Annotated in this window: 14 protein-coding genes and 2 pseudogenes; 8 read left to right on the top strand and 8 right to left on the bottom strand. The window is 70.8% G+C overall.

All coding sequences use genetic code 11. The annotated features are described in order from the left end of the window. Nucleotides 1-131 precede the first annotated feature (131 nt). Entirely contained in the window at nucleotides 132-752 is a 621-nt protein-coding gene (locus ACWV17_RS16220) for a CGNR zinc finger domain-containing protein (protein ID WP_455360268.1), read from the bottom strand. Between the two features lie 140 nt (nucleotides 753-892). Here ACWV17_RS16220 and ACWV17_RS16215 point away from each other — a divergent pair, with 140 nt between their 5' ends. The 5 genes and pseudogenes from ACWV17_RS16215 (at nucleotide 893) to ACWV17_RS16195 (ending at nucleotide 8,647) form a co-directional block, all read left to right on the top strand. After that, a complete protein-coding gene (locus ACWV17_RS16215) occupies nucleotides 893-1,441 on the top strand; it encodes a carboxymuconolactone decarboxylase family protein (RefSeq protein WP_455360267.1) in 549 nt (182 codons plus the stop codon). Between the two features lie 113 nt (nucleotides 1,442-1,554). Next, on the top strand, nucleotides 1,555-2,499 hold the full coding sequence (locus ACWV17_RS16210; RefSeq protein WP_455360266.1) for a pyridoxamine 5'-phosphate oxidase family protein: 945 nt from the start codon (nucleotides 1,555-1,557) through the stop codon (nucleotides 2,497-2,499). A 29-nt stretch (nucleotides 2,500-2,528) separates the two neighbouring features. Beyond that, nucleotides 2,529-2,831 (top strand): annotated as a pseudogene (locus ACWV17_RS16205) (DUF1348 family protein); the annotation flags it as partial. A 122-nt stretch (nucleotides 2,832-2,953) separates the two neighbouring features. Next, nucleotides 2,954-3,055 (top strand): annotated as a pseudogene (locus ACWV17_RS16200) (DUF1062 domain-containing protein); the annotation flags it as partial. A 282-nt stretch (nucleotides 3,056-3,337) separates the two neighbouring features. Further along, a complete protein-coding gene (locus ACWV17_RS16195; protein ID WP_455360265.1) occupies nucleotides 3,338-8,647 on the top strand; it encodes an SDR family NAD(P)-dependent oxidoreductase in 5,310 nt (1,769 codons plus the stop codon). A 92-nt stretch (nucleotides 8,648-8,739) separates the two neighbouring features. On the opposite strand, the gene ACWV17_RS16190 is transcribed toward ACWV17_RS16195, so the two are convergent. From ACWV17_RS16190 to ACWV17_RS16170, 5 genes are all read right to left on the bottom strand, one after another. Further along, a complete protein-coding gene (locus ACWV17_RS16190) occupies nucleotides 8,740-10,569 on the bottom strand; it encodes an AMP-dependent synthetase/ligase (protein WP_455360264.1) in 1,830 nt (609 codons plus the stop codon). Nucleotides 10,570-10,693: 124 nt separating this feature from the next. Further along, nucleotides 10,694-12,124 (bottom strand): FAD-dependent monooxygenase, encoded by a 1,431-nt coding sequence (locus tag ACWV17_RS16185; RefSeq protein WP_455360263.1) that lies wholly within the window; start codon nucleotides 12,122-12,124, stop codon nucleotides 10,694-10,696. Then, nucleotides 12,108-13,364 (bottom strand): MAB_1171c family putative transporter, encoded by a 1,257-nt coding sequence (locus tag ACWV17_RS16180; RefSeq protein WP_455360262.1) that lies wholly within the window; start codon nucleotides 13,362-13,364, stop codon nucleotides 12,108-12,110. Before ACWV17_RS16180 ends, ACWV17_RS16185 begins: the two co-directional genes overlap by 17 nt. Before the next feature lie 3 nt (nucleotides 13,365-13,367). After that, the gene (locus ACWV17_RS16175; protein ID WP_455351563.1) at nucleotides 13,368-13,916 is read right to left on the bottom strand and encodes a toxin-antitoxin system, toxin component; all 549 of its coding nucleotides are present in this window, start codon (nucleotides 13,914-13,916) and stop codon (nucleotides 13,368-13,370) included. A gap of 51 nt (nucleotides 13,917-13,967) precedes the next feature. Further along, nucleotides 13,968-14,633, bottom strand: a complete 666-nt coding sequence (locus tag ACWV17_RS16170) for a helix-turn-helix domain-containing protein (RefSeq protein WP_455360261.1) — start codon at nucleotides 14,631-14,633, stop codon at nucleotides 13,968-13,970. Between the two features lie 419 nt (nucleotides 14,634-15,052). Here ACWV17_RS16170 and ACWV17_RS16165 point away from each other — a divergent pair, with 419 nt between their 5' ends. Continuing rightward, nucleotides 15,053-16,042: an MmyB family transcriptional regulator gene (locus tag ACWV17_RS16165; protein WP_455360260.1), complete on the top strand. Its 990-nt coding sequence runs from the start codon at nucleotides 15,053-15,055 to the stop codon at nucleotides 16,040-16,042. Here the strand turns inward: ACWV17_RS16165 and ACWV17_RS16160 are convergent. Continuing rightward, nucleotides 16,000-16,404: a hypothetical protein gene (locus tag ACWV17_RS16160; RefSeq protein ID WP_455360259.1), complete on the bottom strand. Its 405-nt coding sequence runs from the start codon at nucleotides 16,402-16,404 to the stop codon at nucleotides 16,000-16,002. The genes ACWV17_RS16165 and ACWV17_RS16160 overlap by 43 nt on opposite strands. Next, complete coding sequence (locus ACWV17_RS16155; RefSeq protein WP_455360258.1) at nucleotides 16,401-16,874, bottom strand: ATP-binding protein; 474 nt, start codon at nucleotides 16,872-16,874, stop codon at nucleotides 16,401-16,403. The genes ACWV17_RS16160 and ACWV17_RS16155 overlap by 4 nt, the downstream gene beginning before the upstream one ends. Nucleotides 16,875-17,272: 398 nt before the next feature. Between ACWV17_RS16155 and ACWV17_RS16150 the strand changes: the two genes are divergently transcribed. Beyond that, the gene (locus tag ACWV17_RS16150) at nucleotides 17,273-18,133 is read left to right on the top strand and encodes a helix-turn-helix domain-containing protein (protein WP_455351558.1); all 861 of its coding nucleotides are present in this window, start codon (nucleotides 17,273-17,275) and stop codon (nucleotides 18,131-18,133) included. Next, nucleotides 18,133-18,369, top strand: a complete 237-nt coding sequence (locus ACWV17_RS16145) for a DUF397 domain-containing protein (protein ID WP_455351557.1) — start codon at nucleotides 18,133-18,135, stop codon at nucleotides 18,367-18,369. Before ACWV17_RS16150 ends, ACWV17_RS16145 begins: the two co-directional genes overlap by 1 nt. Nucleotides 18,370-18,385 lie beyond the last annotated feature (16 nt).

Genomic DNA, 18,385 nt, shown 5'->3' with positions numbered 1-18,385 from the left:
AGGTGTCCCTTCAAGGCATCAAGAACTGGGGACGTTCATCCGTACGCGGGTGGGGACGTTCACGTGTACGCCGACATGGAGGGTGCATTCGGTGCTGGTCCTGCCGGTGTGGTGGGCCTGCTGCGCGACGATCAGGAGGTGGTCCCGCGGTGGCGCTGGTAGTGGCGGGCGGAGCGGGCGCGGTTGCCGCAGCCCGCGGAGCACCACTCCCTGCGGGGGTGGTGCTTGAGGAAGTACAGGACGCAGCCCGGCGCCAGGCAGGCGCGCAGCTGGTGGCGAGTGTCCTGGCTGAAGAGCGTGATGGTTTCCTCGGCGAGGGCGGAGAGCGCAACGGAGGCTGCCTGCCCGCCGGTGCGGGTGTGACGTGAGGGCGCCTGTCCGGGTGTCCAGGACAGTGCTGACCAGTGGGGTGTGTCGCTGGCGGCCTGGTTGAGCACGGTCACAGCGGCATGCAGTTCTCGGGTGCCGGAGATGGCTGCCGGGCGCGGGTCTTGGGTGGCCTCGGCGGCCAGCCGGCGCAGAGCGTCGCGCAGGCCGGTCAGCCGGTCGCCGAGGCGGTCGAGGTCAGCGGTGGTGAGGGTGTCGAGGGCGCCCGGGGTCATCAGGTCGATCCGGGAAGCGACGGCGTGCAGCCAGGCCCTGGTGCCGTCGGGATCGCGTAGCGCGTCGTGCACGCCGTCCCGGTCGGCCCAGATGGTGTTCATCAGCTCCACGGGGAGCGGCTCGCCCAGCAGCGGCGCGTTCGTGTCCATGCCGCCGAAACTACCGCACTTCTAACGGTTGCATGCAGCTTCAACCGTTTGACATGACGGCCAACGCCTGCCATCGTTCTTCTAACGGGTACTGGCGCATCAAAGCGTCAGAACTGGATAGACGAAGGAGTCGTGCTCTCATGACCGGCTTCACCCCCGTCGAGCCCGCCACCGCGACCGGCAAGGCCGCTGAGCTGCTTGCCGACGTGCAGAAGACGTTCGGCCTGACGCCGAACATGACCAAGGTGATGGCCAACAGCCCGGCACTGCTCAAGGGTTACCTGGACCTGTCGGGTGCGCTGGTCGGCGGCGTGCTGTCCGCACCGGTCCGCGAGCGCCTCGCGGTGGCCACCGCCGAGTACAACGGCTGCGCGTACTGCCTGTCGGCCCACACCTACATCGGCGCCAACATCGCCAAGATCGACGCCGTCGAGCTGGAGGCGGCCCGGGACGCCAAGGCCGCCGACCCGCACACCGCCGCACTGCTGACCCTGTCCAACGCCATCGCCCGCCGTCGCGGCCAGGTCGACGACGCCGCTCTGCAGGCGGCGCGCGACGCCGGCGCCACCGACGCCGAGATCGGCGAGGTCGTCGGCCACCTGGCGCTGAACGTCCTCACCAACTACTTCAACATCCTCGCCAAGGTCGACAACGACTGGCCCGTGGTCACCCCGCGTATCGCAGCCTGACCCGCCCCGCCGCACCGCCCCGTCACCAGCGACCCCGGCCCCAGCCGGGCCGGCGGCCACACCCCTCGCCCACCCGCCGGCGACATCGCCGGCTGTATGTGGAAGGAAGAACGATGACCGACCCGGTACGTAACCCGACTGCGGGCTTCCACGAGGGCGAACTGGCCGTGCAGCACCAGGCAGGCGTGGCCAGGGACGCGGCCCGGCTCTCCGGCATGCTGGCGCCCGCCCAGCTGCGCGGCGGCGTGACGCGGTTCATGGCGGAGCGAACCTTCGCCGCGATCACCGCTCGCGATGCCGACGGCACATTGTGGACCTCCCCCCTTGCAGGGCTCCCCGGGTTCCTCCACGTGGCCTCACCGGCCGCCCTTGATGTGCGAACACTGCCCGCCGACGGCGACCCGCTGCGTCACCTGCCGGCGCACCAGCCAATCGGGCTGATCGTCGTCGAGTTCACCACCCGCAGACGGCTGCGGATCAACGGCACTCTGTCCCGTACCGGCAGCGACGGACTGCGCATCGACGTCGAGCAGGCGTACGGCAACTGCCCCCAGTACATCCAGAGCCGGCACCTGCACACCGCACCCCTCACGGCCCACAGCGCAGAGCCGGCCCGGCACGCAAGCACCCTCACACAAGGCGACGCCGAGCTCGTCCGCCGTTCCGACACATTCCTGATCGGCACCACCCACCCCAGCCGCGGCAACGACGCCTCGCACCGCGGTGGCCCGCCGGGATTCGTCCGGGTCGTGGACGGGCGACTGTGGTGGCCCGACTACCGGGGCAACAACATGTTCAACACACTCGGCAACCTCCAGACCGACTCCACCGCCGCCCTGCTCTTCTGCGACTTCACCACCGGCCGCACCCTGCATCTGTCCGGCCGGGCCGACCTGGAATGGACCCGCCCCGGCGTCGCCGGTGACGACGACCGCACCGGCCGCCGCGTCCACTTCGCTCCCCAGCACGTGGTGACCGGCCGCCTGCTGCCGCTGCTGGCCGACACCGTCACCGCGGCACCCGACAACCCGCCGCTGACCGACCGGCCCGCACAGTGAACGACCGCCCTGCCATGACCGAGGGCGTCTTCCTCACCGGCCGCGACGAGATCATCGAGTTCCTCACCGTCAAGTGGGAACGCGAACTCGACTACGTCCTGCGCAAGGGCCTGTGGGGCTTCCGCGAAAACCGCATGGCCGTCCGCTTCCAGTACGAGTGGCGCAACGCCGAAGGCCAGTGGTTCCGTTCCTACGGCAACGAACTGTGGGAGTTCGCCGACAACTGCCTGATGTGCCGCCGCGAGGCTGGCATCAACGACCTGCCCGTCAGCGAGGCCGACCGCTGCTACTTCGGCCCGCGCCCCCGAGGCCGAGCGCGGCCCCGGACATGACATCCCCCTCGCCTGAAACCACCGCCCCGCTTCCACGCCGAGAACGTCGCACAGCCCTGACCGACGTTCCCACAACACGACGCCGCCCTCCGTCCGGGGGCGGCTCCGTGCACCAGCATCCACGGGCCGAGGTCGAGAGACTGATCACGGAGGGGAAACTCGTTTCGGCAATCCGGCTGAGCGGCAAGCTCTCCGGCGACTTCACCTTCACGCTCAAGCGCTGAGCTCCTTGAGGAGAGGGCGACGGCGCGGGAGGCGCGGATGGCCTCTCCGGCCTGTTCCAGCGTGCTCGGTGGGACCGGGGCTGCGGCGAGTATCGCGAGCCCGGGCTCAACTCCGGTGCAGGCGCTCGGTTCCCGCTCGGGGTCATTTAGTGATCCACTTTGCTGTTACTCTGCGCATGCATTTCTGCACAGCCAGTAGTTCCACGCGTGGTTGCGAGGCGGCCCTGAATCCGACCGCGCCGACCTGCGCACGGGTTCAGTACCCATGCGCAAGATCCGCGCGTGTTCGAGTTCCCATGGGAGGACGGCATGCACACGCAGGCTCTTGGGCAGGATCCGCAAGCGGCGCAGAACTCCGCGGAGGCGGTGGCCATCATCGGTATGGCGGCACGCGCCCCGGGAGCAGCGGGTGTCAGCGAGCTGTGGCAGGTGCTGTGCGACAGCCGCAACACCATCACCGAGGTGCCTGCGGCACGGTTCAACGTGGAGGATTTCTACGATCCCTCCCCTGCGACTCCGGGGCGGATGATGAGCCGCTTTGGCGGATTCCTGGATCGGATCGAGGAGTTCGACGCGGAGTTCTTCGGTATCTCGCCACGCGAGGCCGAGTGCATGGACCCCCAGCAGCGGTTGCTGATGGAGGTGGCGTGGGAGGCGTTCGAGGACGCGGGCCTGAGCTTGCGGGCGGCCTCGACTCTGGACGCCGCGGTTCTCATGGGTGTGATCACCAGCGACTACTGGGACCGTCAGTCCCACCTGCTGGACGACCTTGATGTCCACACGGTCGGCGGCAGCACGCGCGGGGGCAACGCCGGACGAATTTCCTACGCGTTGAACCTGCGCGGGCTGAGCGTGGCGGTCGACGCGGCCTGTTCCTCGTCTCTGGTCGGCGTGCACCTGGCGACGCGTGCCCTGCGGGCGGGTGACTGCGAGGTGGCTCTGGCCGGCGGAGTCAACATGATCCTCAATCCGGATCATGCGATCGGGTTCTCCCAGGGCCTGATGATGGCGCCCGACGGACAGTGCAAGGCCTTCGACGCCCGCGCCGACGGATACGTCCGGAGCGAGGGCGCGGCCGTGGTCGTCCTCAAGCTCCTGTCCCGGGCGATCGAGGACGGCGACCGGATCCACGCCGTGATCCGCGGCAGTGCGGCGAGCAACGACGGACACGGCGAGAGCTTCATGGCGCCGCAGACCGACGGTCAGAGTGCCGGACTGCGGGCCGCCTACCGCGACTCGGGGGTGGATCCAGCGAGCGTGGGCTACATCGAGGCCCACGGGACGGGCACCAGCGTGGGCGATCCCGTGGAAATCGCCGCCTTGCAGGAGGTGCTCGGCAGCAGCCGTCCGGCGGGCCGCCCACTGGTGGTCGGTTCGGTGAAGACCAACATCGGTCACTGCGAGGGGGCTGCCGGCGCGATGGGCCTGATCAAGGCCGCGCTCTGCGTCAAACACGGCTTCATCCCCGAGAGCCTGAACTTCCGCACCCCCAGCACGGCCATCCCATGGGACGACATCAACGTGAGGGTCGCGACAGCCGGCCGGGAGTGGCAGGAGGAGCACGGCCCGCGCCGCGCGGGGGTGAGCAGCTTCGGTATCACCGGCACGAACGTGCATGTCGTCCTGGAGGAACCGCCCCTTGCGGAACCGGCCCAGCAACCGGCCTCCGGTCCCTTCCTGTTGCCGGTCTCCGCGCGCAGCGAGCAGGCGCTGCGGGACTTCGCCCGCCGCTACGGCGAGCTGCTGGCGGCCGGTGAGCTGGCGACGGCCGACATCGCCTACTCGGCGTCGATGCGCCGTACCCATCACGGTCAGCGACTCGCGGTGGTCGCCTCCTCGGCGCGGGAGGCCGCGGAGCGCCTGGAAGCCTATGCCCGGGGGGAGTTCACCGAGGGTCTGTACACCGGTGATGCGGAGGACGATCTCGAACGCCCGCACGCGACCGCCTGGATCTTTCCCGGCCAGGGCGGGCAGTGGCTCGGCATGGGCCGTGACCTGCTGCTCACGGAGAAGGTGTTCGCCGAGAAGATCGCGGCCTGCGAATCCGCCTTCGCCCCGCACGTGCAGTGGTCACTGACCGCACAGCTCACCGCCTCACCCGAGCATTCCCTGCTCGCCAGGATCGATGTCGCACAGCCGGTGATCTTCGCCGTTCAGGTGGCCCTGGCCGCACTGTGGCTGGACCGGGGCCTGGCCCCCGATGTCGTGGTGGGGCACTCGATGGGTGAGGCGGCCGCCGCCCATGTCGCCGGCATCCTGAGCCTTGAGGACGCCGCCCTGCTGATCTGCCGCCGCAGCCTCGCCCTGCGGGCCATCAGCGGCAAGGGGGTCATGGCCGCCGTGGACATCTCGCTGCGAGAGGCCCGCGAGGCGGTCGCCGGACACCCCGGCGTATCGCTGGCCGTGAACAACGGTCCCGCGTCCTGCGTGCTGTCCGGGGAGGAAGAAGCCGTCGCGGGGATCCTCCGGGAACTGACCGAACAGGGCAGGACCGGTCGGATGGTCAAGGTCGACATCGCCTCCCACAGCCCCCAGGTGGAACCCCTCCGCCCGGCGATCCTGGACGCCTTGACCCCCTTGCGGCCGGGCACCGGACACATCCCCATGCACTCGACGGTCACCGGGCAACCGGTCGAGGGCACCCAGCTGAACGCGGCGTACTGGATGGACAACCTGCGGGAACCGGTCCTGTTCGGCGAGGCGATCCAGCAGCTGGCCGGCGAAGGCATCGACACGTTCGTCGAGTTCGGGCCGCACCCCGTACTGCTCCAGGCCGTACAGCAGAACCTGCAGCACTGCGACCTCAGCGGGCCCGCCGTGCCCGCCATGGTCCGCGGCGGCGACGGCTGTCAGGCCCTGCTGAACGCCCTCGCCGAGCTGTACACCCAGGGCCGCCCGGTCCCCTTCGAGCAGCTCACCGAGCCCGGCGCACGCCTGGTTTCCCTGCCCGCCTACCCCTGGCAGCGCGAACGGCACTGGCGTGAGGAGCTAGGTCTGGCAAACCCGCGGCGCACCGGGACCCTCATCCCCACCGCACCGATCTCCCCGCACCCCCTCCTGGGGACCTACCTCGCCCTGGCCCCCGGGGGCAGCTACCTCTGGGACCTGGAACTGGACCTCGGCCGGCTGCGGTACCTGACCGAACACCGGGTCCACGATGTGCCTGTCCTTCCCGGAGCCGCCTACCACGAACTGGCCCTCGCCTCCGGCAAGCAGATCCACGACTCCACGCCTTTCCATGTCGAGCACCTGCGCCTGGACCGCGCCCTGTTCCTCTCCGCCACCGACGCCGCCCGCCTCCAGATCCGCTGCGCCGCCGATGGCCCCGACCGGTACTCCTGGTCCTGCTACACCCACGACGGAGACTGGATCCAGCTGGCCACCGCCACCCTGGTGACGGACTCGCGGCAGGCCGCCCCGGCCGTCACCCTGCCGGACCCCGAACTCTTCCCCGAGCAGATCGACATCGCGGACCACTACGCCGCCTCGCGGGCCCGCGGGATCGTCCAGAGCGGCCCCTTCCAGGCGCTCACCTCCCTGCGCAGGGCACCGGGACGCATCCTGGCCGGCATCACTGTCCCCCACACCCTCCCCGCGGGCGGCGATGCCTACCTCCTGCACCCCGCTCTCCTGGACTGTGCGCTGCAGCCCCTGATGTCGCTGCTCACCGGGGACGGGGTGCAACACGACACCTACCTGCCCGTCGGTACGGCCCGCTTCTTCGGCACGGCTACCCCCGCCCCGGGCAGCGACCTGTGGTGCGTCGTCACCCGTACCTCGCCCGAGAACGACATCGATCTGGTGCGCGGCGACTTCGTGATCGGGGACAGTTCGGGCCGACACCTGCTGAGCATCGAGGATTTCTGCCTCAAGCGGCTGGGAGGGGACATGCCGGAGCTCTTCGAACAACGGGCACGGCAGCTCCTCCACGACCTGACCTGGAATCCGGTCGAACCCGCCCCCCGAGGGGAAGGAACGATTCTCGTGCTGGGTGACGGGGCCGGGGTGCAGGCCGAACTCCTCGCCCAGGGCATCCCCGCCGCTCTGGTCCCCGACATCCGACTCGACGCCGTGGGGAAGCTCGACTGGCATGGCCTGCTGGACGGGCTGGGCAGCGACCTGCGCCACCCCCGGACAGTGGTCTACGTGCATGCGGGCGACGACCCCCAGGCGGTCCTGCCCGCCCTCGCCCTGGTGCAGGCCCTGGCCGAGACCACCGCACCGCCCCGCCTGTGGATGCTCACCAGCGCCGCCCACGCCGTCCACGACCACGACCAGGTGGTCCCCTCGCACAGCGCCCTGTGGGGACTGGGCCGCGTCGTCCGCTACGAGGTGCCCGACCTGCGCTGTTCCCTGGCCGACCTGCCGGATCGGCCCACCCCCCGGGACCTGACCGCGCTGTGCGCGGCCCTCGCCGGCAACCGCGCCGAGGACGAGATCGCGGTGCGCGACGGAATCCAGTACGCCTCCCGTCTGACCCGCGGCACGCTGCCCGAACGTGACCCCGCGGCCACCTTGCGGTCCGACGCCACCTATCTGATCGTCGGCGGACTGGGCGGTGTGGGCCTGCTCACCGCCCAGTGGATGGCCCGGAACGGGGCACGTCACCTGGTCCTCGTGGGACGAAGCTCACCCACCGACGAGACCGGTGTACAACTCGCCGAACTCACGGCCCAGGGAGCACAGGTCCGCGTCGAGCAAGCCGATGTCTCCGACCTCCACCGCATGACCGAGGTCTTCGACTCCATCGCGGCCACCATGCCCCCGCTCCGCGGCGTGGTCCACTCCGCCGTCGTCCTGGACGACGCCGTCCTCACCCAGCTCACCCCCGAGCGGTTCCTGGCCGTCATGCCCGCCAAGGTCCACGGGGCCCGGAACCTGCACCGCCTCACCCGGGACATGGAACTCGACTTCTTCGTCCTGAACTCCTCCGCGGCCTCCCTCATCGGCTCACCCGGCCAGGGGAACTACGCCGTTGCCAACGCCTATCTCGACGGTCTCGCCCACCACCGCAGGGCCCTGGGCCTGCCCGCCCTCAGCGTGAACTGGGGACAGTGGGCGCAGACCGGCCAGGTCGCCAAGGCCACGCACGACCTGCGGCTGGCCGAGCGCGGGTTCAAGGGCTTCGCCCCCGCCGACGGGCTCGCCGTCCTCGGTCGGCTCCTGCACCACCCCACGACCCAGGTGGGCGTGATGGCCTTCGACCCGGCCGTCTGGGCACGCGATTTCCCCGCCGTGCGTACCGGTTCCCTCCTCCACGACCTCGACACCACCCCCAAGGACTCGGCTCCCGCCGTCGAGCTCGGGAATCTGCTCACTGAGGACGAGACGAGCGCGCACACCACGATCACGGCCTACCTCTGCGCGCAGATCGCCACCGTCGTGAAACTCCCGGTCGAACGCGTCCAGGGCGGCCTGCGCCTCAACCGCCTCGGCATCGACTCGCTCATGGCCGTGCAACTGCGCAACAGGATCACCGAGGATCTCGGAACCACCCTGCCGATCGCGGTGTTCATGCAGCGCCGTACCGTCGGCCAGGTCGCCGAACTCGTCCTGACCGCGCTCCGTGCCGCAGCCGAGGAAACCGTGTGACGGTCCAGGCCTTGAGCCGCTGTTGTCGGTGACCGATGCCCAGCGGGCTGTGCAGGAGGGCTGGGTGCGTCGCCACACGACGGCCCAGGCCCTCAGCGCGCGTAGAGTGCCTCGATGTCCGCCGCGTATGCGCCTGTGATTGCCCGGCGGCGTAGTTTCAGGGACGGTGTCATCAGGCCGTCGGCCATCGTGAACTCCGTCGGCAGGATGCGGAACGCGCGGATCGATTCCGCCCTGGAGACGCGGGTGTTGGCCCGCGAGACCGCCCGCTGGATCTGCGCCCGCAGCTCGTCGTCGTCCGTCATCGTCGACAGGTCCGCCGGTTCCTTGCCCTTCAGGCGCTGCCAGTGCGCCAGCGCCTCCCGGTCCACCGTGATCAGTGCCGCGATGTACGGCTGGTTGTCGCCCACCACCAGGCACTGCGAGATCAGCGGGTGGTGGCGGAGCTGCTCCTCCAGGACCAGCGGGGCCACGCTCTTGCCGCCGCTGGTGATGATGATGTCCTTCTTGCGTCCGGTGATGACCAGATAACCCTCAGCGTCGAGACGGCCCACGTCACCGGTGGCGAACCAGCCGTCCCGCAGGACCGCCTCCGTGGCCTTGGGGTTGTTGAGGTAGCCGGCGAAGACCGTGTCGCCGCGCACCCACACCTCGCCGTCCTGGGCGATGTGCACCGCGCTGCCCGGCAGCGGGCGGCCCACCGTGCCGAAACGGACCGCTCCGGGCGGCTGCGCCGTGATCGCGCCTGCCGTCTCCGTCAGGCCGTAGCCGTCGTAGACGGTGACGCCCGTGCCGGCGAAGAACAGGCCCAGCTCCCGGCGGAGTGTCGAACCGCCGGACACGGCGTTGCGTACGCGGCCGCCCAGTACGTCGCGCAGCTTGCCGTACACCAGCCGGTCGTAGAGGGCGTGCAGCAGCTTCAGGGCCGGGCCCGGGCCGGCGCCCGAGCCGATGGACCGCCGCTCCACCGCCTCCGCGTAACGCACCGCGACGTCCGCGGCCCGGTCGAAGAGCCGTTCGCGGCCTGCCAGTTCGGCGCCGCGGCGCGCCTTGTGGAAGATCTTCTCGAAGATGTACGGCACGGCGAAGACGAACGTCGGCCGGAAGGACGCCAGCGCGGGCAGCAGCTCCTCGGGGGTCAGATCGGGCTGGTGGCCCAGGCGGACACCGCCCCGCAGACAGGCCACTCCCACCATCAGGCCGTAGATGTGCGCGACCGGGAGGAAGTTCAGGATCGACGGTTGCTCGCCCGGCTCGGCGAGGATCCCGCCCCAGCCGGCGAGCAGGATGTCGCACTCGGCGGCCAGGTTGGCGTGGGTGATCAGGCAGCCCTTCGGGGTGCCCGTCGTGCCCGAGGTGTAGCTGATGGACGCGACCTGGTCCGGCCGTACGGACCGCCGGTGACGGTGGATCAGGTCGTCGGCGAGGCCGAGACCCTGGTCGGTCAGGGTCGCCAGGCAGTCCATGTCCATCTGCCAGATCGCGGACAGCTCGGTCTGCGCGTCACAGGCCGCCGCCACGGTCATCGCGTGGTTCTCGTGCTCGACGACGACGACCCGGACCTCCGCGTCGTACAGGATCCAGCGCACCTGCTCGATGGACGACGTCGGGTAGACCGGCACGACCTCCGCGCCCAGTGACCACAGGGCGTACGCCAGGACCGTCCACTCGTAGCGGGTACGGGACATCAGCGCGACCCGGTCGCCGAACCGGATGCCGTTGGCCAGGAACCCCTTGGCCACCGCCATGACCTCGTCGCGGAACCGCGCCGCGCTCGTCGGCTCCCAGCCGTCCGGGTGGGCGGCGCTGCGGCGGGAGAGCAGGACCAGGTCGGGGGTGCGCTCGGCGGTGTCGTACACCGAATCCGCGAGGCCTCCGGTCAGCAGCGGTCCGGCACCACAGGGAGCGCCCATCTCGTGCATATGGCTTCTCTCTTCCCCCAGTTGCAGACTGCACGGTTCAACACCCGTTCACCGCAGGGAGCGAAACGTACCCGTAAGCGCGACTCCTGCCTAGGGCCGGACAGGCCCTAGGGGCCTCCTCGCCTCACGGCGTCCGCGCGGCCGCCCTTCGTTCCGCTTCCGTCAGGGGAGGGGCCGTCAGCCGCGAGCGTCGGGGGCCTCGCATGACGGCGAGGACGACCTCCGGTCTGACCAGCGAGGTGGTCGGCGCCGACAGCGTGACCACATCGAAGAAGGCCTTGGTGATGAGCGGGCGGCCGGTCGCGGTCAACAGGAGCCGGTCGACGTAGCGGCCGAGCAACTTGGCCGCGAGGCCCGGCTGCTTGCCGACCGCCCCGGGATAGAGGATGTCCTGCCCGACGGCCAGCTCCCAGGCGACGGCGACCGGGCGGGCGACGGCACGCTGGACCCGGCGGGCCAGACCGGGCGCCATGAGGCCGTGTGCGGCGAGGTTCTCGCGCAGTGCCAGTGCACCCTGGGCGGCCACCGACAGCCCGTGCCCGTACACCGGGTTGTACGTGGCGACGGCGTCGCCCACCGCGACGAACCCTTCGGGCCAGCCCTTGACCTTCTCGAAGAACCGCCGCCGGTTGACGGTACTGCGGGTGACGACGACGTCCGTGAGCGGCTCCGCCCCGGCGATGAGCTCGCCGACGATGGGGTGCCTGACTCCACGGGCGAAGCTCTCGAACTCGTCCTCGGCGCCGGTGGGCTGGCCGCCGCGGGTGCCGGACAGTGTCACCTGCCACCGCCCGCCCTCGATGGGCACGATGGTCGTCGTCTGGCCGGGCCGGGGTGCACGCGCGTCCGACTGCACGTTGACCACGGGAAAGTCCTCGGCACCTGCCGGCGCCCGGAAGACCCTGCTCGCGTACACCAGGCCCGAGTCGACCGTCTCCTCGCGCGGTTCGGCGACTCCGAGCGCGCCGAGCCAGGCGGTGGCCCGTGAACCGCGACCGGAGGTGTCGACGACCAGCTCGGCGTCGAGGGTGCGCTCGCGGCCTTGCGGCGTACGCACCCGTACGCCCGTGACACGGGCGGCGTCGCCCGCCAGGGACAGCAGCTCGGTGTTCTCGAGGACGGTGACGCCGGGGTGGGCGGTGACCCGCTCGCGTACCACCCAGTCGAGCAGATCGCGGCTGCAGGCGATCATGGACTGCATCTCGGGCCAGCGCCGGAACCAGCCCTGGGACTGCATGGACACCAGGCCCGTCGGCAGCGGGATACGGCGGGCACCGGCCGCCAGCCAGCGGTCGGTCACCCCCGGGAGCAGGTGCTCCATCGCCCGGGCGCCGCCGGACCACAGCACATGCACGTGGCGCGCCTGCGGGAGGCCCTTGCGCGGTTCGGGACCGGCCGGCAGGGCGTCACGCTCGACGACGGTGATCTCGTCGACGTGCCCGGACAGAGCGGCGGCGGCCAGCATGCCGGCCATTCCGCCGCCGATGACGACGGCACGCCGCGGGGCCGCGCCCCCGCGGTTTCTGCGATTCCTGTTTCTATCGGGCTCGCTCATGGAAGTCGCTTTCTGGCCTGGCCGCGAGCCCGCGGGCTGCTGCGACGATGGGTGACTGACGCAGGGCGACGGACATCCGCACCAGATCGCGCGGCCCCTCGGTCGATTCGGATACGACGGCCCCGGGCCCGGTCCGGGACCCGACCCCGGACCCGACCACGGCCCCCGTCCCGGCGGCCCCGGCCGCGTCCATGATCTGGCCTTCCGGGTCGGCGGCCCGGGCACGCACCGCCGCGGTCACCATCGCCGCGTCGGCCACGGCCTGGGCCTGGGCAGGGTCGGATCCCGCGTTCACGGCCGCTTCGTACGCGTGCGCCCGCGCCTCGGGACAGAAGTAGGGGTAGAGGCTCAGCATGCCGTCGTGGATGTCGGACTCCCGCTGGGTCACCCTCAGTTCGGCCGGGGACCACAAGGCCATCCGGACGGCACGGCTCTGGCTGGGCGTCACTGTGTGCAACTCGCGCCAGAGCGGCCCGAGTTGCCGGTAAGTGGTCCAGGTGCTCCAGATGTCCGCCAGGCGTTGGCAGACCAGCGGGAGGCAGAAGCCGACCGCGCTGATCTGCGCTCCGACGGAGGCCAGTACCGGTGCGGCATCGGTGCTCAGTGCGTCCCAGTCCCGGCCGGCCCAGCGCGCGAACACGGCGGCGAACTTGGTGCCCAGGTAGGCGAGGTTGAACAGATAGCCGACGACGATGATCATCAGGCCGATCCGCAGCCAGCCGCGGACCTGCAGGGACCACCGCCAGCACAGGACGGTCATGGCGACACCCGCGACCGTGAGCGCCGCGAGGTAGAGCACGATCATCTCGCGGATGTACGGCGTGGTGGCGTAGTACGTGTCGAGGTCCCGCAGCCGCTCGACCGGGGCGTCCCCCAGCGAGAAGAGCACCACCAGCGCCACGATCACCACGCCGTACCCGGCGACCCACCGGCGCGACACTCGGCGCGTCCGCTCCGGGGGCCCGCCACGCCAGTTGGTGATCAGTACAAGGCAGGCGGCGCTGAACGCGCTCAGCAGGCAGTAGACGAGAGGGCCGGAGAAGTTCGCGACACCGGTGAGGCGGTTCACGGTGGTGATGGTCGGCGGCGCGGCGAAGAAGAAGACCAGGCCGGCCAGCGCGAGCAGCGCGCACACGGAACGCAGCAGCGGGTCACGCCAGGCGCCCGCCATCCCGGGCAGCTTGCAGGCCAGCGCGATGCCCATGGCGGCGGCCGGTACGTAGTAGAGGGGGCCCTGCACGTCTCAGCCCTTTGGCCCGCGGTATCCCAGGGCTGCCTCGATCCGCCCGGCCAGCACGTCCCGGCGCACCGGGCCGCGTGCGCTAGAACCGGCCAGCCAGGGACGGCACTTGCTGCCCAGCAGCAGGCCGAAGCTCTCCGCCTCGTTCTCCTCCGCCTGGTCGAACCGGGTGCGGGCCGCGACCTTCAGTACGGTCGCCCGCAGGTCGGCCTCGTCCGAGAGCAGCCGCGCGGCCACGACGGCGCCGTCCACGTGGTGGCTGCAGTGGCCGGCCTTCATGTGCCACAACTCATGTCCCAGGATGACCACTTGGTGGTCGGGGGCGGTGCGCTCCTCGATGACGACCAGGTCCCGGTCGGCCATGTCCAGCCACAGGCCGCTGGCGGTGCCGGGCGGGAACGAGGCCATCCGGTACTGCACCGGCCGGCCGCGCCGCCGGCTCATCCCGTCACACAGGGCGGCGTAGAGGGCGGCCGGTTCGGCGGGGGCGGGCAGCTCGATCCCGGCGACGAGTTCGCCGCACAGCCGTCGCTGCTCTTTGCCTATGCTCACCGTTCTCCCCGTCGGCGCTGGTCTGGCTCCACGTCCGGCTGCCGCGCCGCGTCAGGGCTCTGAGGGCTTGACGCTCTCCAGGAGCATGTCGAGCCACTCCGTGACCTTGTCCCGGTGCTTGTCGGTGGGCAACTGGGCCGCCCGCCAGGCGATTCCGCGTACCCCGTGGTCCAGCAGGAGCCGTTCCATCGGGTCGTCGACGGGCGGCGCGACGGGAGCGGCCGGCCGTTCCCGTGCGGCCAGGTCCTGAAGGAGCTTCTGCTCGGTGCGCTGCAGGGCGCCGGTGAGTGCGTCGCCGTCCTCCGCGGTGAGGAAGCCTGCGTGGACCCCGAAGAACCTCTGAATGGCATCGCAGTGCTCCATGGTCGGTCGCCGGTCGCCGTTGATCAGGGCCCCGGCCTGCTGCCGCGACATCCCCGCACCGTCGGCGATCTCCTGCTGGGTGTACCGGCGTCCGTTGGGCTTGAGCCGGGTCCTGCGCAACAGGCCGAATCGCTGCAGGAACCGTGCCTGCAGGTCGCTCTCGCCGGCGGGGCGCCCTTCGAGCAGGGCCTTCACCACGTCGGCCGGTGCCCCCGACTCCTCCGAGAGCCGCTTGAGGTCGAAGACCTCGGCGCGGCCCAGTCCGAGCTCGCCGGCGAGTTCGGCGACCCGGGCGGCGGTGGCCGCCAGCAGACCCGTGGCCGCCGAGCCCGAGGCCGAGAAGCCTTCTGTCACCGGTAGGTCTCCTAGATCACGCGAGGTCGCTGCACACGCAAGTGGGCTGTTCGGAGGCTAGGCCCTGTCCGGCCGATCATGCTGGGCTCCCGTCTCCCCCAGCTACCGCTGGGAGGTGCCCCCAGGCACGCACATCTGCCGCGTTGGCCACATCCACCCATAGCTCCGCTATGGCCGGATCCGGCCGCCTTGCAGCTGCACGCACCAGACGCCGCTCGCTGATCCAGCCTGATCGCCCGGACAGAACCTAGTCGCTCAGGTCTGAGACATCCAGGTCATGCCACAGCTGTGGCGTGAATGAGGTGTCAAGCGGCTTGATTTGCCACGATAGTTGACATTCCAGCGACACCGGTAGCAGGATCGCCACACGGTGTGAAGATCGCCCCCCGTGCCCGTCCGCGAGAAGGGTAAGATTCGCGATGGCAAACCTTGCAGTGGTGGGGGGAACCGGCGTCCGGAGGAGACCCGGCCCGGAGCGTCCGGCCCGCGACGGCGCGGTACGCGGAGTGGTCCGTACCACCCGGCTCAAGGAACTCCTCAGGCAGCGCCGGGAAGAACTCGGGCTGAGCCAGGAGGACGTCGCCGCCCGGCTGGGGATCAGCGTGCGGGCCTACGGCAACCGGGAGCGCGGCACGGTCAAGTCGTGGACCGACCGCAAGCTGCTGGCCCTCGCCCAGGCGCTGGAGATGAGCGAGCAGCAGCGGTTCTGGCTCTTCCGGCTCACCGTCGACCGCGAACCTCCGCAGTCCTGGGCCCCGTTGGCGCGCGCGGCGGTGGTCGCGGACACCGAGACCCAGGCGTATCTGCGCGACTACGCCACGATGATGGACGCAGTCGCCTTCCCCACGGTCCTCTTCGACCACCGCTGGGACGTCGCCCTCACCAATCCGGCGTTCGACGCGCTCTTCCGGGACGTCAGGCCGCATCCGACGGCCATGCCCCGGCACAACCTGCTCCGGTTCGTGCTGTTCCACCCGGACGCGCACACGGTCCTCGCCGACCACGAGACGAGCTGGTGCCTTCCCCTCCTCGCCCAGTTCGCGGGGGCTCTCAAGGCGCACAGCGACGATCCCGGGCTGCTGGCCGTACGCGAGGAGATCGCCCGCGACCCGATCATGGACACCGCGCTGCGGCAGGGCGTGCCGTACTGGGTCCGGGCGGTGGGGGCCGACGTGGTGTACCAGGACGGGGCCGTGCGGCCACTCCGGCACCCCGACCCCCGGTGGGGGCGGACCACCTGCCGGCTCGTCTGCGAGACGCCCTGGTCCCTGGAGTCGCTCGGCTTCACCCGGCTCACTCTCGTACTGGCCGAGCCCCGGCTCGACCGGCCACGGCTGCGGGCTCTCCCCTCCCACCCGCTGCCGGCTCACCCGCCGCCGTCTGACCCGGCGCCGTCTCCCGCGCGCTGACCACGGGTCCGCGGCCGGGTCCAGGCGGGTGTCGTACCGGCCAGCTGGCACAGCATCAGATAGAGCGGGATCGGCGGCGTGTACGGCGTGGCGGCGTCCGGATAGTGGAGCAACTGCGGCCGCGGGGACGCCACATAGCCGCCCGCGGAGTAGCGGGCCGGGGCGGGCCAGTCGAGCTCGTGGTCGGAGCCGGCCGGAACGATCCACCACCACCGGTCCCCGTCGGTGAAGACGCAGCCCGGCCGGTGGAGCCGGGCCATGATGCCGAAGCCGTGCTCCGCGGGCACTCCCACCGCGTCGTAGCCGAGGGCCGCCGGAAGCGCGGGCGGCAGCGGGAGGCGTAAGCCGGCGGCGAGCTTCAACGCGGCTCTCCCGCCCCGTGCGGGAGCTCCGCCCAGACGAGCCGTCCCGGCCCGCGTCCGCTGCCGGCGCGGCCCGTCTCCTGCGCTCCCCAGGCGCTGCTGAGCGCGTCGACCAGCAGCAGCCCGCGCCCGCCCTCCTCCGGTGAGTCCCGGCGCAGCCGCGGACCCGTGGGCAGTACGCCCTGATCCCGCACGGTTATGCGCAACCGCCCCTCGTCGGCGGTCAGTTCGCAGCCGACGCGGTCACTGCCGGTGTGCACGACGGCGTTAGTGACCAGCTCGGAGACGACCAGGGCCGCGGTGTCGCGGGTGCATGCGTCGATGCGCCAGCCGAGAAGCCGCTCCCGCACCCGGCGCCGGGCCAGGGCCACGGATTCGGCACAGGCGGGCAGTTCGAACCCGAAGCGGCGGACACCGGAACCGGAGAGCGGGCCGGAGGCCCGCGGGCTGAGCGCGTTACCAGATGCCACGACCGATTCCTAACAGTGGGGAAGCGGCGCCGATCCACGTCTCCCCGAGGGCAGGGCGCGGCAGCCGTGTGAACTGGTGCACCGGCTAACTCTCCCTCCGTCTGCGACACTTGGCAAGTGGCACTCTGGAAATTGCAGAGTGTCGCGTTCTGTGCGGGGAGGGCATGGCACACTGCTCGCACTTGGCCCTCTCTCTTGGATCAGGCCGGGTCAGGGAGCGGGGTCTGGTGCCGTGCATCGCAAGGCGGAGGAAGGAGCCATGGCGGAGCCCTGGCGACTGACGACAACGCTGGGGGTACCTCCCGTGCCCGAAGGGCTACGGGGGAGAGGTGCGGTGCCAGGGCACGCGAGCCCGGCAAGATCCGAGAGAGAGGGCCTAGCGCCCCGGGAGGTCTGAAGTGAGTGAACCGCGGTCCGCACCGACCGTGGGCCAGGTCGTTCTCGGTAAGCGCCTGCAGGATCTGCGCGAACGGGCCGGCCTGAAACGCGAGGAGGCCGCCAAGGTCCTCCGGGTTGCCCCGGCCACCATCCGCCGGATGGAGACGGCCGAGGTGGCGCTGAAGATCCCGTACGTCCAACTGCTGCTGAGGGCCTACGGAATCACCGACGAGGAGGCCGACGCCTTCGTCGAACTCACCGAGGAGGCCATCAAGCCCGGCTGGTGGCAGCGCTTCCACGACATCCTGCCGGACTGGTTCAGTATGTACGTCAGCCTGGAGGGCGCGGCCGCGCTCATCAGGGCGTACGAACCGCACTTCGTACCGGGCCTGTTGCAGACCGAGGACTACGCCCGCGCGGTCATGCGTACCGGGGCGCTCGGCCGGACGAGCCCCGCCGACATCGAACGCCATGTCGCCCTGCGCATGGAGCGGCAGTCCCTGCTCACCCGGCCCGACGCGCCCAAGCTGTGGGTGGTGATGGACGAGACGGTACTGCGCCGGCGCGTCGGCGGGCCGGGCGTGATGGCGGCGCAGCTCGACCGGCTGCTGGCGGCCACCGCGCTGCCCAACGTCACGCTCCAGATCGCGGAGTTCGCGACCGGGCACCACCCCGGGACGTACGGGCCGTTCGTCCTCTTCCGCTTCGCCATCCCCGAACTGCCGGACATGGTCTACAGCGAGTACCTGACCGGCGCCGTCTATCTGGACGCGCGCCCCGAGGTGGCCACCCACCTGGAGGTCATGGACCGCATGGCGGCGCAGGCCGCGACTGCACCACGCACGAAGGAGATCCTGAAGGATCTCCGCAAGGAGCTCTGATGGATCCCATATACAACGGCATGCCCGCCGCCGACCTCCCGGCCGAGGGCTGGCACAAGCCGTGGAGCGGCGGCAACGGCGGCAACTGCGTCGAGGCCATGAAGCTGGCCGACGGCAGGGTCGCCGTACGCCAGTCCGCCGACCCCGACGGCCCTGCCCTGATCTACACCTCCGGCGAACTCGCGGCCTTCATCCAGGGAGCGAAGGCCGGGCACGCAGATTTCCTTGTGACATGACCGCACTCACACCATG

This window comes from Streptomyces mabaensis (assembly GCF_053763515.1).
This window is presented reverse-complemented; position numbering and strand designations above follow the sequence as displayed.

What these genes read in the sequence shown, in the direction of transcription:
- ACWV17_RS16165 (WP_455360260.1), top strand. Translation starts at nt 15,053, where the DNA reads ATGGCAAACCTTGCAGTGGTGGGGGGAACCGGCGTCCGGAGGAGACCC.
- ACWV17_RS16215 (WP_455360267.1), top strand. Translation starts at nt 893, where the DNA reads ATGACCGGCTTCACCCCCGTCGAGCCCGCCACCGCGACCGGCAAGGCC.
- ACWV17_RS16145 (WP_455351557.1), top strand. Translation starts at nt 18,133, where the DNA reads ATGGATCCCATATACAACGGCATGCCCGCCGCCGACCTCCCGGCCGAG.
- ACWV17_RS16190 (WP_455360264.1), bottom strand. Translation starts at nt 10,569, where the DNA reads ATGCACGAGATGGGCGCTCCCTGTGGTGCCGGACCGCTGCTGACCGGA.
- ACWV17_RS16210 (WP_455360266.1), top strand. Translation starts at nt 1,555, where the DNA reads ATGACCGACCCGGTACGTAACCCGACTGCGGGCTTCCACGAGGGCGAA.
- ACWV17_RS16220 (WP_455360268.1), bottom strand. Translation starts at nt 752, where the DNA reads ATGGACACGAACGCGCCGCTGCTGGGCGAGCCGCTCCCCGTGGAGCTG.
- ACWV17_RS16185 (WP_455360263.1), bottom strand. Translation starts at nt 12,124, where the DNA reads ATGAGCGAGCCCGATAGAAACAGGAATCGCAGAAACCGCGGGGGCGCG.